The sequence below is a fragment of the Streptomyces sp. NPDC041713 genome, from assembly GCF_055591085.1.
On the sequence record NZ_JBVIZY010000016.1, the window covers coordinates 115,351 to 128,779 of the forward strand.

13 protein-coding genes are annotated in these 13,429 nt (G+C 73.6%); 3 read left to right on the forward strand and 10 right to left on the reverse strand.

All coding sequences use genetic code 11. The features are described 5' to 3' along the window. The first annotated feature begins 256 nt into the window (after positions 1–256). Both ACZ6CV_RS33505 and ACZ6CV_RS33510 read left to right on the forward strand, forming a co-directional pair. Positions 257–934, forward strand: coding sequence for a hypothetical protein (locus tag ACZ6CV_RS33505; RefSeq protein WP_469255169.1), 678 nt, complete (start codon positions 257–259; stop codon positions 932–934). A 25-nt stretch (positions 935–959) separates the two neighbouring features. After that, the gene (locus ACZ6CV_RS33510; RefSeq protein WP_469255171.1) at positions 960–1,460 is read left to right on the forward strand and encodes an NUDIX domain-containing protein; all 501 of its coding nucleotides are present in this window, start codon (positions 960–962) and stop codon (positions 1,458–1,460) included. Positions 1,461–1,504: 44 nt separating this feature from the next. Here the strand turns inward: ACZ6CV_RS33510 and ACZ6CV_RS33515 are convergent, their stop codons facing one another. The 6 genes from ACZ6CV_RS33515 to ACZ6CV_RS33540 all read right to left on the reverse strand — a co-directional run bounded on the left by ACZ6CV_RS33515 (position 1,505) and on the right by ACZ6CV_RS33540 (position 8,687). After that, on the reverse strand, positions 1,505–2,008 hold the full coding sequence (locus ACZ6CV_RS33515; protein ID WP_469255230.1) for a methylated-DNA--[protein]-cysteine S-methyltransferase: 504 nt from the start codon (positions 2,006–2,008) through the stop codon (positions 1,505–1,507). Positions 2,009–2,026: 18 nt separating this feature from the next. Continuing rightward, entirely contained in the window at positions 2,027–3,550 is a 1,524-nt protein-coding gene (locus ACZ6CV_RS33520; protein WP_469255172.1) for an AlkA N-terminal domain-containing protein, read from the reverse strand. A gap of 94 nt (positions 3,551–3,644) precedes the next feature. After that, complete coding sequence (locus ACZ6CV_RS33525) at positions 3,645–4,172, reverse strand: O-acetyl-ADP-ribose deacetylase (protein ID WP_469255174.1); 528 nt, start codon at positions 4,170–4,172, stop codon at positions 3,645–3,647. Next, entirely contained in the window at positions 4,169–5,581 is a 1,413-nt protein-coding gene (locus ACZ6CV_RS33530; protein ID WP_469255231.1) for a phytoene desaturase family protein, read from the reverse strand. Before ACZ6CV_RS33530 ends, ACZ6CV_RS33525 begins: the two co-directional genes overlap by 4 nt. Positions 5,582–5,651: 70 nt before the next feature. Next, entirely contained in the window at positions 5,652–6,479 is an 828-nt protein-coding gene (locus tag ACZ6CV_RS33535) for an inositol monophosphatase family protein (protein ID WP_469255176.1), read from the reverse strand. Positions 6,480–6,824: 345 nt separating this feature from the next. Continuing rightward, positions 6,825–8,687: a gamma-glutamyltransferase family protein gene (locus ACZ6CV_RS33540; RefSeq protein ID WP_469255178.1), complete on the reverse strand. Its 1,863-nt coding sequence runs from the start codon at positions 8,685–8,687 to the stop codon at positions 6,825–6,827. 177 nt (positions 8,688–8,864) lie between these two features. Between ACZ6CV_RS33540 and ACZ6CV_RS33545 the strand changes: the two genes are divergently transcribed. Continuing rightward, the gene (locus ACZ6CV_RS33545; RefSeq protein ID WP_469255180.1) at positions 8,865–9,140 is read left to right on the forward strand and encodes a DUF6480 family protein; all 276 of its coding nucleotides are present in this window, start codon (positions 8,865–8,867) and stop codon (positions 9,138–9,140) included. A gap of 25 nt (positions 9,141–9,165) precedes the next feature. On the opposite strand, the gene ACZ6CV_RS33550 is transcribed toward ACZ6CV_RS33545, so the two are convergent. Genes ACZ6CV_RS33550 through ACZ6CV_RS33565 form a run of 4 tightly spaced genes read right to left on the reverse strand, consistent with a single transcriptional unit; the run spans position 9,166 to position 13,218 of the window. Beyond that, positions 9,166–9,996 (reverse strand): glycosyltransferase family 2 protein, encoded by an 831-nt coding sequence (locus tag ACZ6CV_RS33550; protein ID WP_469255182.1) that lies wholly within the window; start codon positions 9,994–9,996, stop codon positions 9,166–9,168. After that, positions 9,981–11,069 carry a glycosyltransferase gene (locus ACZ6CV_RS33555; protein WP_469255184.1) on the reverse strand — a complete coding sequence of 363 codons (1,089 nt, stop codon included), beginning with the start codon at positions 11,067–11,069 and terminating at the stop codon, positions 9,981–9,983. Before ACZ6CV_RS33555 ends, ACZ6CV_RS33550 begins: the two co-directional genes overlap by 16 nt. Then, entirely contained in the window at positions 11,066–12,133 is a 1,068-nt protein-coding gene (locus ACZ6CV_RS33560; RefSeq protein ID WP_469255186.1) for a glycosyltransferase, read from the reverse strand. Before ACZ6CV_RS33560 ends, ACZ6CV_RS33555 begins: the two co-directional genes overlap by 4 nt. Continuing rightward, a complete protein-coding gene (locus tag ACZ6CV_RS33565) occupies positions 12,130–13,218 on the reverse strand; it encodes a glycosyltransferase family protein (RefSeq protein ID WP_469255188.1) in 1,089 nt (362 codons plus the stop codon). The genes ACZ6CV_RS33560 and ACZ6CV_RS33565 overlap by 4 nt, the downstream gene beginning before the upstream one ends. Positions 13,219–13,429: the final 211 nt, after the last annotated feature.

A 13,429-nucleotide genomic window follows, 5' to 3' on the forward strand; every position in this document is an offset into this window, starting at 1 on the left:
CGAGGCCCACGCTCCGGGAGCACCGCTCTCCTAAAGCGGGTGTCGCAGGTTCGAATCCTGCCGGGGGCACGACGCCAGACCATGCCAATCAGGTAGAGAAAGCCCCCTCGGAGACCACTCCGAGGGGGCATTTCAATGCTCCGGGGGACGGACGGCGGACAAGCCCCCTGAGCCGGGACGCCTTGCCTGGATGATGGCCTCGCGCAAGGAGTGGGCTCCTTGTCGTGAGTGCATCCGCTACCCATCGAGGACGACAGTGAAGAAGAAGACGCTCATCTTCCCCTTGGCCACCCTGACTCTGCTGGTTGCCGCCTGCTCGCCGAGCGAAGGCGGGACCGACGGCGACGACACGGCCGGCACCGCCAAGAAGGCAGGGGGCACCGCCTCGGCGACCGCGTCCCCGACGCCCACCCCGAAGGAGAGACCTGCGGCGAGGCCTTTCATCCTCCCCGCGCTCAAAGGCAAGCCCCAGGGCCATGCCGTGAGCCTCCTGCGCGACCACCACCTCCGGCTGGGGCTCATCACCAACCGCCCGGCGCACAAGGAGATATCGCTCCCCTCAGGGGGCACCTTCGACGACTGGATCATCTGCTCCACGGACCCCACCCAGGGAAGCCGGATCACCAACTCCACCGAGATGTACCTCTACCTCGCCCGGACCACCTCCGCCTGTGTCAGGCCCACGCCCAAGCCGCTGCCGAAAAGGACGCACCCGACACCCGCACCGGCGCCTGCCGCCAAGAAGCCGGACCCGGTGAGTCCCCGCACCTGCCCCGGCGACGGCAGCCAGCCCGGTTACGCCTGTACCTCCACCGGCAAGGTCGTCGTGGAAGGCGAGTTCTGCGCGGGAGCCGATCACGGCCGCACGCTCAAGGCCAGCAACGGCCGCATGGCCACCTGCGAGGACTACAGCGGGTGGCGCTGGAACGCCTGACGCCCACCCCGGATACCCTTCCCGCGTGACTCTCCAGGACTACGCCACGTACATCGCGGGGCTCCCCCGCGTCCTCGTCGGGGCCGCCGCGCTCTTCCGGGACGCGGAGGGGCGGGTGCTGCTCGTCGAGCCCAACTACCGTGAGGGCTGGGCGTTGCCCGGCGGGACCGTCGAGTCGGACACCGGGGAGACGCCGCGGCAGGGCGCGCGTCGGGAGACGCTGGAGGAGATCGGGCTCGACGTCGGGCTCGGGCCGCTGCTCGCGGTGGACTGGGTGCCGCCGGGGCCCGTGCGCCCGCGCCCGCCGCTGGTGGCGTATCTGTACGACGGCGGGGTGCTCGACGACGACCAGTTGAAGTCGATCAGGCTGCAGGAGGAGGAGCTGCTCTCCTGGCGCCTGGTGGCCCCCACGGACATCGCGGAGTACCTGCCCGACGAGTTGGGGCGCCGGGTCGCCGCCGGGCTCGACGTGCTGGCGCGGGGCGGCGGTCCTGTGGAGCTGGAGGACGGGCACCGGGTCGGCTGACCGAGCGACAACTGACCCTCCGCCAGCTGGCGCCTGACACACCGTCAGAACAGCATGTCCGCGCCCGTCCTGGCCGACCCGCCCTCGAAGGCCAGCAGCCGCTGCTTGCGGTCGAGGCCGCCGCCGTACCCCGTCAGGCTGCCGTTGGCGCCGATGACGCGGTGGCAGGGCACGATGACGCCGATGGGGTTCCTGCCGTTGGCGAGGCCGACCGCGCGGGAGGCGGTGGGGCGGCCGAGCATCTCCGCGAGCTCACCGTACGTACGGGTCTCGCCGTAGGGGATGTCCTGGAGGGCGCGCCAGACCGTGCGCTGGAACGGGGTGCCGTCCAGCCGCAGCGGCACGTCGAACTCCGTGAGCTCTCCCGCGAAGTAGGCCGCCAGCTGGAGGGTCACCTCGCGGAACGGGGCCGGGTCGGGGACGCCGAAGGTCTCCTCGGGCGGGCGGTGACGCTGCTCGGTCATGTAGAGGCCGCTGAGCACGCCGTCGGTCGCGACGAGCGTGAGCGTCCCGTAGGGGCTGTCGATGCGGGTGTGCAGGCGTTCCATGGGCATGGATCGTGTCCCTTACGCGGGGAGGCGGTTGATCGGGTGGTCGTCGGTGGCCCACAGGTACTGGACCGCGTACGCCCGCCAGGGCCGCCAGGCGGCGGCGCGCGCGGTGAGGGCGGCCGGGGTGTGCGGCAGGCCGAGTTCCTGGGCGGCGCGGCGGATGCCGAGGTCGGTGGGGAGGAAGGCGTCGGGGTCGCCGAGCGCCCGCATCGCGATGACCTCGACCGTCCAGGGCCCGAAGCCGGGGAGTGCGGCGAGCTTGGCGCGGGCCTCGTCCCAGTCGCTCTCGACGCCGAGCCCGAGCCCGCCGTCGGCGAGTTCGCGCACGAGCGTGGTCAGGGTGGTGCGGCGGCTGCGGGGCAGGGCGAGGGACTCGGGGTCGAGCGCGGCGAGCGCCTCGGGGCCGGGGAAGAGGTGGGTGAGGCCGCCCTCGGGGTCCGCGACCGGGGTGCCGTGCGCGGTGACCAGGCGGGCGGCGTGGGTGCGGGCGGCGGCCGTGGAGACCTGCTGGCCGAGGACGGCCCGCACGGCGAACTCGGCCTCGTCGACGGTGCGCGGGACGCGCCGCCCCGGAGCCTTGTCGACGAGCGGCGCGAGCAGCGGGTCGGTCCTCAACTGGCCGTCGACGGCGGCCGGATCGGCGTCCAGGTCGAGCATGCGTCGGCAGCGGCTGATGGCGATGGTGAGGTCGCGCAGATCGGTCAGGGCGAGCCGGCAGCCGATGTGGTCGGGGTACGGGGTGAGGGCGACGATCCCGTGCCCGTAAGGGAGGCCCAGGGTCCTGCGGTACGCCCCGTCGCGCCACTCCTCGACGCCGGGCACCGCGGTGGCGACGAGGTGGCCGAAGAGGTTGTCGGGGTTGAGCGGGGCGCGGAACGGCAGCCGGAGCGAGAGGACTCCGCCCGTTGCGCCGGACGCAGCGGCACCCGACGCGGCACCCGATGACATGGCACCGGACAGCGCGGCGCCGGGCCGCTTGGGCGCGCGGGCCCGCAGCTCCCCCGGGGCCAGCGCGAAGACCTCGCGCACGGTGTCGTTGAACGTGCGGATCGAGGAGAACCCGGCGGCGAAGGCGATCTCGGCCATCGGCAGCCCGCTCGTCTCGATGAGCAGCCGCGCGGTCTGCGCGCGCTGGGCGCGGGCGAGGGCGAGCGGTCCCGCGCCGAGCTCGGCGAGCAGCTGGCGTTCGACCTGCCGGGTGCTGTAGCCGAGGCGGTGCGCGAGGCCGGGGACGCCCTCGCGGTCGACGACGCCGTCCGCGATGAGGCGCATGGCGCGGGCCACCAGGTCGGCGCGCTGGTTCCACTCGGGCGACCCCGGGCTGCTGTCCGGCCGGCACCGCTTGCAGGCCCGGAAACCGGCCTGCTGGCAGGCGGCGGCGCTCGGGTAGAACGTCATGTTCTCGGCCTTGGGCGGCACGACCGGGCAGCTCGGCCGGCAGTAGATCCGGGTGGTGACCACTGCCGTGAAGAACCAGCCGTCGAAACGGGCGTCCTTCGACTGGACGGCGCGTACACAGCGCTCTGTGTCGGTGTGCATGCCTTCAAGGATCGCGGGTTTTGTTTTTGATGGCTGGCGAGAATCCGACATCGACCTCGCGCCACCCGGGACCGTCAGACGTCCCCGTCCCGGCTCAGTCCTGCTCGGCCAGGGCCGCGGCGAAGGCGTCGTGCGCCTCCTGGCCGAAGAGCACGAAGCGCACCTCGTCGAAGTGCTCGGGTTCCGCGCTGTCCCGGACCGCGCGGACGGCGATGCGGGCCGCGTCGTCGAGCGGCCAGCGGTAGACGCCGGTGGAGATCGCGGGGAAGGCGATCGTACGGGCGCCCAGCTCGGCGGCGACGCGCAGCGACTCGCGGTGGCAGGAGGCGAGCAGCTCCGAGCGGTCCTCGGCGGCGGACCAGACGGGGCCGACGGTGTGGATGACGTGTCCGGCGTCGAGCCGGCCCGCGGTGGTGGCGACGGCGCGGCCGGTGGGCAGCCCCTTGCCGTAGTGGGAGGCGCGCAGGCGGCGGCAGTCGTCGAGGATCTCGGGGCCGCCGCGCCGGTGGATGGCGCCGTCGACCCCGCCGCCGCCGAGCAGCGAGGAGTTGGCGGCGTTCACGATGGCGTCGGCCCGCTGCTCCGTGATATCGCCCTGGACCAGGGTGATGGGCACGGTCACGACGTCCTCCTCAGTGTCTTCCACACGGCCTTCGCGGCATTGTGCCCGGACATGCCGTGCACGCCGGGGCCCGGGGGCGTCGCGGACGAGCAGAGGAAGACCGCCGGGTGGCGGGTGGTGTACGGGGAGAGCGAGATCTTCGGCCGCATCAGCAGTTGCAGACCGCTCGCGGCGCCGCAGGCGATGTCGCCGCCCACGTAGTTGGCGTTGTGCGCGGCCAGTTGGGGCGGCCCTGCCGTGGCGCGGGCGAGGACGCGGTCGCGGAAGCCGGGGGCGAAGCGCTCCAGCTGCCGCTCGACGGCGTCGGTGAGGTCGCCCTCCCAGCCGTTCGGGACATGGCCGTACGCCCAGAAGACGTGCTTGCCGGCCGGGGCGCGGGAGGGGTCGACGACGCCGGGCTGCACCGTGATCAGGAACGGCTTCTCCGGGGCGCGCCCGTGGTACGAGGCGGCGCGCAGCGCGGTGTCGATCTCCCGGCTGCCCGCGGCGACCTGCACCGTCCCGGCCCGGCGCGCCTCCTCGGCGGTCCACGGGACGGGTCCGTCGAGGGCGTAGTCGATCTTGAAGGCGCTCGCCCCGTACCGGTATCCGTCGTAGGCGCGGCCGAGCCCGGCGATCCTGGCGAGGGCGGTGGGCGAGGTGTCGAAGACGTAGGCGCGGGCGGGCGGCAGGTCGTCGAGCCGCTTGACCTCGTAGTCCGTGTGGATGCTGCCGCCGAGGTCCTTCAGATACGCGGCGAGCGCGTCGGAGATGGACTGCGAGCCGCCGCGCGGGACGGGCCAGCCGCGGGCGTGCGCGGCCAGCGCGAAGACCATGCCGACGCCGCTGGTGATGATGCCGTCGAGGGGCGCGATGACGTGCGCGACGAGCCCCGCGAAGAGGGTGCGGGCCCGGTCGTCGCGGAAGCGGCGCATCAGCCAGGTCGACGGCGGCAGGCCCACGAGCCCGAACCGGGCGAGGGTCACCGGGTCGCGCGGCAGGGAGGTCAGCGGCAGCGACATGAAGTCCCGCAGCAGGGTGTCCCACTTGGGCAGGAAGGGCTGGATCAGTCTGCGGTAGGCGCCCGCGTCGCGCGGCCCGAAGGAGGCGGCGGTCTCGGCGACGGAGCGGGACAGCACGGCGGCGCTGCCGTCGAGGAAGGGGTGGGCCATGGGCAGCGCGGGCTGCAGCCACTCCAGTCCGTACCGGTCGAGGGGCATGGCGCGGAAGGCCGGGGAGTTGATGCCCAGCGGGTGGGCGGCCGAGCAGGGGTCGTGCCGGAATCCGGGCAGCGTCAGCTCCTGGGTGCGGGCCCCGCCGCCCACGGTGCTCTTCGCCTCGAAGAGGGCCACGGAGAACCCGCGCCGGGCGAGCTCGACGGCGGCGGTCAGGCCGTTCGGCCCCGCCCCCACGATGACGGCATCAAGCATCGGCACCCTCGGACTCCTCTGTCAGCCGGTGGCCTCTGCCGCCAGGATAGGCCGGGCCGCCGTCGCCCTTTCAGACACCGCCGGCGAGAAGACCGACGACGCGCCGGGCCGTGGCGGCGTCGCGGGCCGCGGTGAACGGCAGCGCGTTGTTCCCGCCGATGCGGAACGGCTCGCCCGTCAGCGTCAGATCGGCGCCGCCGGCCTCGGCGACGAGCAGCAGCCCCGCGGCGTGGTCCCAGGCCAGCTCCCAGGAGAAGGCGACGGCGTCGAGGTCCCCCCTGGCTATCGCGAGGTACTCCAGCCCCGCCGACCCGCACGGCCGGGGCCTGACCCCGTCCACCGCGAGCCCCAGCAGGGCCTTCTTCTGCTCTTCGGTGGTGTAGTCCGGATGCGAGGTGGCCACGGCGAGGTCCCGGCCCGGCGCGGGCGACCCGGCGATCAGCCGCTCACCGTTCAACCAGGCACCCTGACCTCGAACGGCCACGGCCAGCTCGTCCAGCGCCGGCGCAAACGTCCACGAGGCCTGAACCTCGCCCCGGACGGCCAGGGCGACGAGCATGCAGAAGCCGGGGTCACCGTTGACGAACTGACGCGTACCGTCGACCGGGTCGACGATCCAGACCGGAGCGTCACCGTGTATCGCCTCGTACGCAACCGGGTCGGCGTGCACGGCTTCCTCACCGACGACGACCGAGCCCGGAAGAAGGGCGGCGAGGTCGCGGGTCAGCTGCTCCTCCGCACGACGATCGGCAACGGTCACCATGTCGTGCGGCCCGCTCTTCTCAATGACATCGCCATCGGCAAGCCGCCGAAAGCGGGGCATGACCTCCGCTGCGGCAGCCTTACGAAGGGCCTCTTCCACGTCGCGTACACCGTGCACAAGAAAGTCTTCGATCATGCACCCATGAGAGCACGCCCCACTGACATCCCCGATCCCCCCGCCCAACACCCCAAGAACCCCAGGTAAACCCTGGGTATACCCCCTCCGCCACCAGGGGCCCCGACAACCGGGCACGGCCAGGCCCGCGCACACCGCCCACCGACCGGCACCCGCGTACGAGACGGGCGGGGACGCGGGGGTATGTGCGCACGGAGCACCGAGCACGCTGTAGCAATGTTGTCCGCGAGGCGTGGCGAACAGTGGATGGCGAGTACGCACATACCCCCGCGGCCCCGCACCCACAAACGAGCCCCAGGCGCAACGCACGCCCCCACAACCGAACCGTTGCCGCTACCGCTACCGCTACCGCCCCACCGCATACCCCTGCGCCCCGCGAGGGTTGGCGGCCCCTGACAACACCCCGGTAAGAGGATCCCGGGACACCGCACACAACCGCCCCTCCGACCACGCACCCCCCACCGTCACGTCATGCCCCCGCCGCCGCAACTCGTCCACCACTCCCGCATCCATCCGCGACTCCACCACCAGACTCCCCGCCGCCATCCCCCGAGGATGGAACGAGCCGGGAAACGCCTCCGTGTGCCAGTTGGGCGCATCGATCGCCCCCTGCAGATCGAGCCCACCCCGCACCGCCTCCCGCAACACCACTCCCAGGAAGAAGTGCACCTGCCACTGGTCCTGCTGGTCACCCCCCGGCGTACCGAAGGCCAGCACCGGCACCCCGTCCCGCAGCGCCAGCGACGGCGTCAACGTGGTCCGGGGCCGCCGCCCGGGCGTCAGCGAGTTCGGCAGGCCCTCCTCCAGCCACGCCATCTGCAACCGCGTCCCGAGCGGAAATCCCAGCTCGGGCACGACGGGATTGGACTGCAGCCACCCCCCACTGGGCGTCGCGGAGAGCATGTTCCCCCACCGGTCGACCACGTCGAGGTGGCACGTGTCGCCCCGCGTCCCCCCGTCCGCGACCACCGTCGGCTCCCCGGCCCCGGCCGCCGCCCCGGCCCCCCGGTCCAGCCCCCGCGTCTCCCCCGCGGCCACCGCCACCGCGTGCGCGGACAGCCGAGGCTCCCGCCCCCCGGGCGCCCCGGGCCGCAACAGATACGACGCCTTCTCCCCGATGAGCCGCCGCCGCCCCGCGTTGTACTCCTCGGAAAGCAACTCCCGCACGGGCACCCCCTCGGCCCCCTCCTCCCCCGCGCCAGCTCCAGTCCCCGCGTCCCCGTACCAGGCCTCCCGGTCCGCCATGGCCAACTTGCAGCCCTCGACGAGGAGATGGACGTACTCGGCGGACCCGTACGCGGGCAGCTCCGCCACGTCCCGCGGCAGCAGGGCGAACTGCTGCAAAAACGCGGGACCCTGGCTCCAGGCGCCCACCTTGCACAGGGTCCAGCCGTTCCAGTCGTACGTGACGGGATCCTCGTACGAGGCGGACCACCCGCGCAGATCCTCCGCGCTCAGCGTCCCCACGTGCCGCTCGCCGCTCGTGTCCATGGTGGGCCGCCCGGCCTGCCGCACGAGCGCCTCGGCGATGAACCCGACCCGCCACACCTCGCGCGCCGCCTCGATCTGCGCCACCCGCGACCCGTCGCCCTCCTCGGCGGCCCTCGCCTCGGCCTCCGCTATCAGCCGTCGCCAGGTCGCGGCCAGCGCGGGGTTGCGGAACAGCTCGCCGGGGCGCGGGGAGCGGCCCCCGGGCAGGTAGACGTCGGCGGACGTGGGCCACTCCCGCTCGAAGAGCTCCCGTACCGTCTCGACGGTCTCGCCGACCCGTTCGACCGGGGCGTGGCCGTCCTCCGCGTACCCGATGGCGTACCTGAGGACGTCGGCGAGCGACTTCGTGCCGTGGTCCCGCAGGAGCAGCATCCACGCGTCGAACGCGCCGGGTACGGCGGCCGCGAGCGGGCCGGTGCCGGGCACCAGTTCGAGGCCGAGGGAGCGGTAGTGGGCCACGGTGGCGCCGGCCGGCGCGCCCCCCTGTCCGCAGAGCACGCGCACCTCGCCGCCGGCCGGCGCGAGGATGATCGGGACCTCGCCTGCGGGCCCGTTGAGGTGGGGTTCGACCACGTGCAGGACGAATCCCGCGGCGACCGCGGCGTCGAAGGCGTTGCCGCCGTCCTCCAGGACGGCCATCGCGGACTGCGAGGCGAGCCAGTGGGTGGACGACACCATGCCGAAGGTGCCTTGGAGCGTGGGGCGTGTCGTGAACACGGGAGCTGTCACCTCGTGGTTTCTGCGGAGGGCCCCGAGGCGGGCGCTCAGGACGGACTGCGGGGGGAACCCGGGGAGTTCGGGCCCCGAGGGCTCGTCCTCCCGCTCCGCCAGAGGCTATCGACCGCCCTGCGTGGCGCGGCGGGCCGGATGCCCGTCCGTGAGAACTTGGCTCCCATGCCCCCCTCCCAGCACCCGGATCAGTCGCCCGATCCGCGGCGACCGGACCCGGATCCCGACCCCGATCCGCAGAACACCACCGGCCTGGAGCCGGGCGGGGGCGTGCCCCCGGGAGAGACCCCGCCCGCGGAGAGCAGCATGCCGGGCGCGGGGCCCGAGGAGACGCACAACCCTCCGAAGGGCTGGTCCAAGGGGCCGCTGGCCCTGATCATCGGCCTCGCGGTGCTCATCGCGGCGTTCTTCCTCGTCTACGCGATCGTGCTGCTGCTCTGACGCGTCAGCGCGCCCCGGCGGCCGCTCACGGGCGGTCCGCCCGCGTCCGGTGCCAGGCGTCGGCGGCCCGGTCGTACGTCACCAGACCGCGGGCCTCGAAGGCGCGCAGCCACCCCTCCATCGGCCAGACGCCCCACCGTCGCCTGTAGAGGGCGCCGTTGCGCAGGATGTCGTCGAGGTGCTGGACGGGGGGCGTCCGTGTCGGGTGGTGCTGGTGGAACGCCGGGGCGCCGCCCACCCACCAGAGGTCGACGCCGCGCCGTGCGGCGGTGGTGGCGAAGTCGGTGTCCTCGGCGCCGTATCCGGTGTAGTCCTCGCAGAAGCCGCCGACGCGGTTCCAGGTCGCCGCGGTGAGGGCGAACGACAGCGACCAGAACAGGTTCGGGTCTCCCCCGCGCACCACCGTTCCTTCGGCGGGCGCCGGGCGCGCGGGGTGCGGCTCGGCCAGGGTGTCCAGGTCGTCCAGCCGGTAGCCGCCGGGCGGTGCGGGCGGCAGGTAGGTGACGGTCCCGCACAGGAGCGCGCCGTCCTCGGCCGCGCGGGCGTAGCCGTCGAGCAGGGTGGGTCCGGGCACGCAGTCCACGTCGAGGAAGACCAGCAGCTCCGCACCGGCGGCGAGGGCGTGTGCGGCCCCCGCGTTGCGGGCGGCGGCCAGCGGCATCCTGCCCTCGGCCAGCGGGATGGGGACGACGGCAGCCGCGGGGTCCCGGCCCTTGATCAGCGGGCCGATGTCCGGGTCGGCCATGGAGACGATCACGTACTGGTCGGGGCGGCGCTTGCCGCGGGCGAGGCCGTCCTGCTGGAGCAGCAGATGCGGGTGCCGGCCTGCGGCCGGCGTGATCACCGCGGTCCGCATGCGTCCTGCCCTGGTGTGCGGGACGGCGGTTTGTGGGAGGCCGATGCGCGGGACGGCGATGTGTGGGACGCCGATACGCGGGACGCCGGTGTGCGGGACGCCAGGTCGGTGAGCAGCCGCGCCGCCCGCTGGGCCCCGTCGCCGTGGGACCACTCGTCCCAGCGGTCCGGCCATGCGGCCGCACTCGACAGGAGCGCGGGCCATTCGCGTGCGGAGGGCCAGTCCTCCCGTACGGTCGCCAGACCGGCCGCGCGCAGGGCGTGCGCCGTGGCGTGCTGCTCCCGGTAGGGGCGGTCCTGCGGGATGACGAGCGTGGGCACCCGGGCGGCGGCGCACTCCGCGACGGCGTTCTGTCCCGCGTGGGTGATCACGAGGCGGGCCCGGCAGAGCACGGGCCAGGGGTCGTCGAGCCAGGCCGCCCGGGGTCCGCCCAGGACGGTCCACGTCCAGTCGGGGGTGGCCCGCTGCGCCTCGCGCAGACGCGCGTCGCTCCAACAGGTGCCGCCCGCGCCGAACATGACGACCACTTCGTTGCCGCGCGGAGCGCCGTCCGACGGGGGGCGGGGGCGTCCGTCGTACCGCGAGATGCTGCCGGTGTGCACGGTCTTGTCGCGCCAGTGGGCGGGCCAGCCCGGCTCCGGCAGGGAGTGCGGCCAGGGGGCGATGAGGGCGTCCGCGAGGTCGTATCCGAGACGGTGCGCGGGGTCTTGCCGCTCGCCGCGCATGGCGGCCACGACGAGCGGGATGCCCATGAGCCGTGCCATCGCCGCCGCCTCCACCGACACGTCGCTGACGAACAGGGACGGAGTCTCCCGTCTGATCCAGTCGGCGATGATCCCCATGCGCTCCCGGTGGCCCCGGTGGTGCAGCGGCACCCAGTGCAGCCGGCCGCGGGCGGTGGGGTCGAGCGGGTCGTGGGTGGCGTCCTCGGGCAGGGAGACCCACGGCCCCCGCCATTCGTCGGGCCGGGGCAGGGAGGACAGCAGGGTGACCGGTCCGTCGACGCGGGCCGCGATGCACTGGGCGCGGTGCAGGTGGCCCCGCCCCTGGTGGTGGACGTAATAGCCGATCACCGTGCCACCTCCTCGTACAGGGAGGTGTAGGCGTCGGCGGTGCGGTCGAGCGCGCAGAAGTCCTCGGCCCTGCGGCGGGCGTCCCGGCGGTCGAGTTCCATGACGCGCGGGATGAGCGCGGCGAGGGCACGGACGTCGCCGGGCGGTGCGAGGCGTCCGCAGTCGGGGGTGAGGATCTCCGCGAGGGCCCCGCGGTCGAAGCCGCAGACGGGTGTGCCGCAGGCCAGGGCCTCGGCCACGACCAGACCGTAGGGCTCGTCCCAGCTGGGGGTGACCAGGGCGGCGGCCGACGTCGCGAGGAGCTGCGCGAGGGCGTGCCGGTCCAGGTGGCCGACGTGCGCGATGCCGTCTCCGAGCAACGGTGCGACCTGCTCGTCGAAGTACCGCTCGTCGGAGATCGGCCCCGCGATCCGCAGCGGCACACCGGCCGCGCGGGCGGCGCGTATCGCGAGGTGGGGCGCCTTCTCCGGCACCAGGCGTCCGGACCAGACCAGCTCGCTGCCGCCAGGACCCGGCTGCCAGAAGGCCGTGTCGATCCCGTTGCGCACGACGCGTGCGGCGGGGACCACGGGGTGCCAGGCGGACGCGGTGAACTCGCTGACGGCCGTGAAGAGCACCGGGCAGGCCTCGTGCGTCTGGATGGCGGACTCCAGCCAGGGGGTGGGCGGGGTGTGGAGCGTGGTGATCACCGGGATCCGCACGGCCGGGGCCATGGCGACGGGGAGGTAGTGGAGGCTGTTGTTGTGCACGACGTCGAACCGCTTCTCGCCGTCCCGGGCAAGGTCGAGCATGAGGCTCAGATAGGCGTGGTGCTCCTCCATCCAGCCGTCGGCCGGCATGCTCGCGTCCCCGCGGGCCGTGGAGCTCAGCACGACCTTGCGCACGGGCAGTTCGCGGGCCTCGAGCGCCGGGTCGGAGCCCGGCGCCGCGAAGAGTTCCACCTCGTGCCCCCGGCGTCTCAGCGCGTGCGCCAGCCCCCAGGTGTGTGCTTCGAGTCCGCCCGCGAACGGCTCGGTGATGGGATGGCTCGCGGAGGCGATGAGCGCTACGCGCAGGCCTGTCATCGCAGGGCGTCCGCGTAGAGGGAGCGGTGCGCCGCGGCGATGTCGGCCCGCTCTCTCGTGCGCCGGTCCGGGTCGGCCCGGGGGCCCGGCCGGTCCGCGTGGGCGGCCAGCACCGCCGTGCGCAGGGACTCCGCGTCCAGGCCGCCGTCCTGTGAGTGTTTGTACGTGTGGCAGGGGCGCTGCTCGGCGTAGAACCCGCAGTCGGGGGCCGCGACGGCGGTGCCCAGGTCGTGGCAGGCCTCCAGCCATCCGGAGTGCGTGCCGAACACGTAGGGCAGCACCGACAGGTCCAGGGACGTGAGGTAGTCCCAGAGCTGCGCGTCGTCGTAGTAGTCGTGGACGACGAGGGTGAGCCGGTTCCGGTCGGCCAGGTCGCGCACTTCCCGGACGAGCTCCGAGTGGTGGGCCGGGGACGCGGGGTCGGCGACGTCGCGGTGCATGTTGACCTGGAGCTCCGCGTCGGGCAGCTCTGCCACCGTCTCGGCGAGCACGCGTACGACGGGCAGGACGGACATGTTCGGCCGCAGGCTCTTGGCGTGCACGCCCACCCGGAACCGGTCGCGCCGCGGTCTGGCCCGGGCCATCCTCGGCAGGCCGACCACATGGGGGTGGGGCAGGACGGTCGCCGTGCGGCCCCACCGGCGGCTGATGGTGTGTGCCGCGCCGGGGGTGAGGGTGATGAGCCGCCGGGCGGCCGGGACGAGGACGTCCAGGGCCGCGTCATGGGTGGCGGGATCGGTCTGATGGGGATTGCGGAGGTCGTGCACCGTGTAGACGAGCGGTTTCCCGTGCCGCCGCAGGGCGTCCACGAGTTCCGCCAACTGCGCGGGGCTCTGGGCGTCGAACCCGAAGTGCAGGTGGAAGACGTCGAAGTCCTGGTGGTGGGCGCCGACCCACTCCGGCTGCAGCATCACCGGCGGCCACCAGCGTTGCGAGGTGCTGGGCGCCCCGTTCGGCCGGGGGTCCGCCAGGCGTGTGACGCCGTCGGACCCGGGGACGGAGCAGTGCCGTACGTACACGTGGCCCGCGGGCACCGACGCGATCCGGATCTCTTGAGGCGCCATGGCCGGGGGCGTACTGGGCATGACCAACTCCTCGGGCGCGGGTCCGGGCACTCGCCTCCAGCTTCCGACGCATCGGCATGTCGCGCATTCCGGGCGACAACGGACCTGCGGGAGAAGGCGATCGGGCGCACCCTGAGCGAGAGGCGTCATGACCGGATCTCACGCCTCATCCGAACGCGTGGCGATTCATCTGTTTCACCGGCTTCGCACCCGGTCACCCGGCACCGACGGC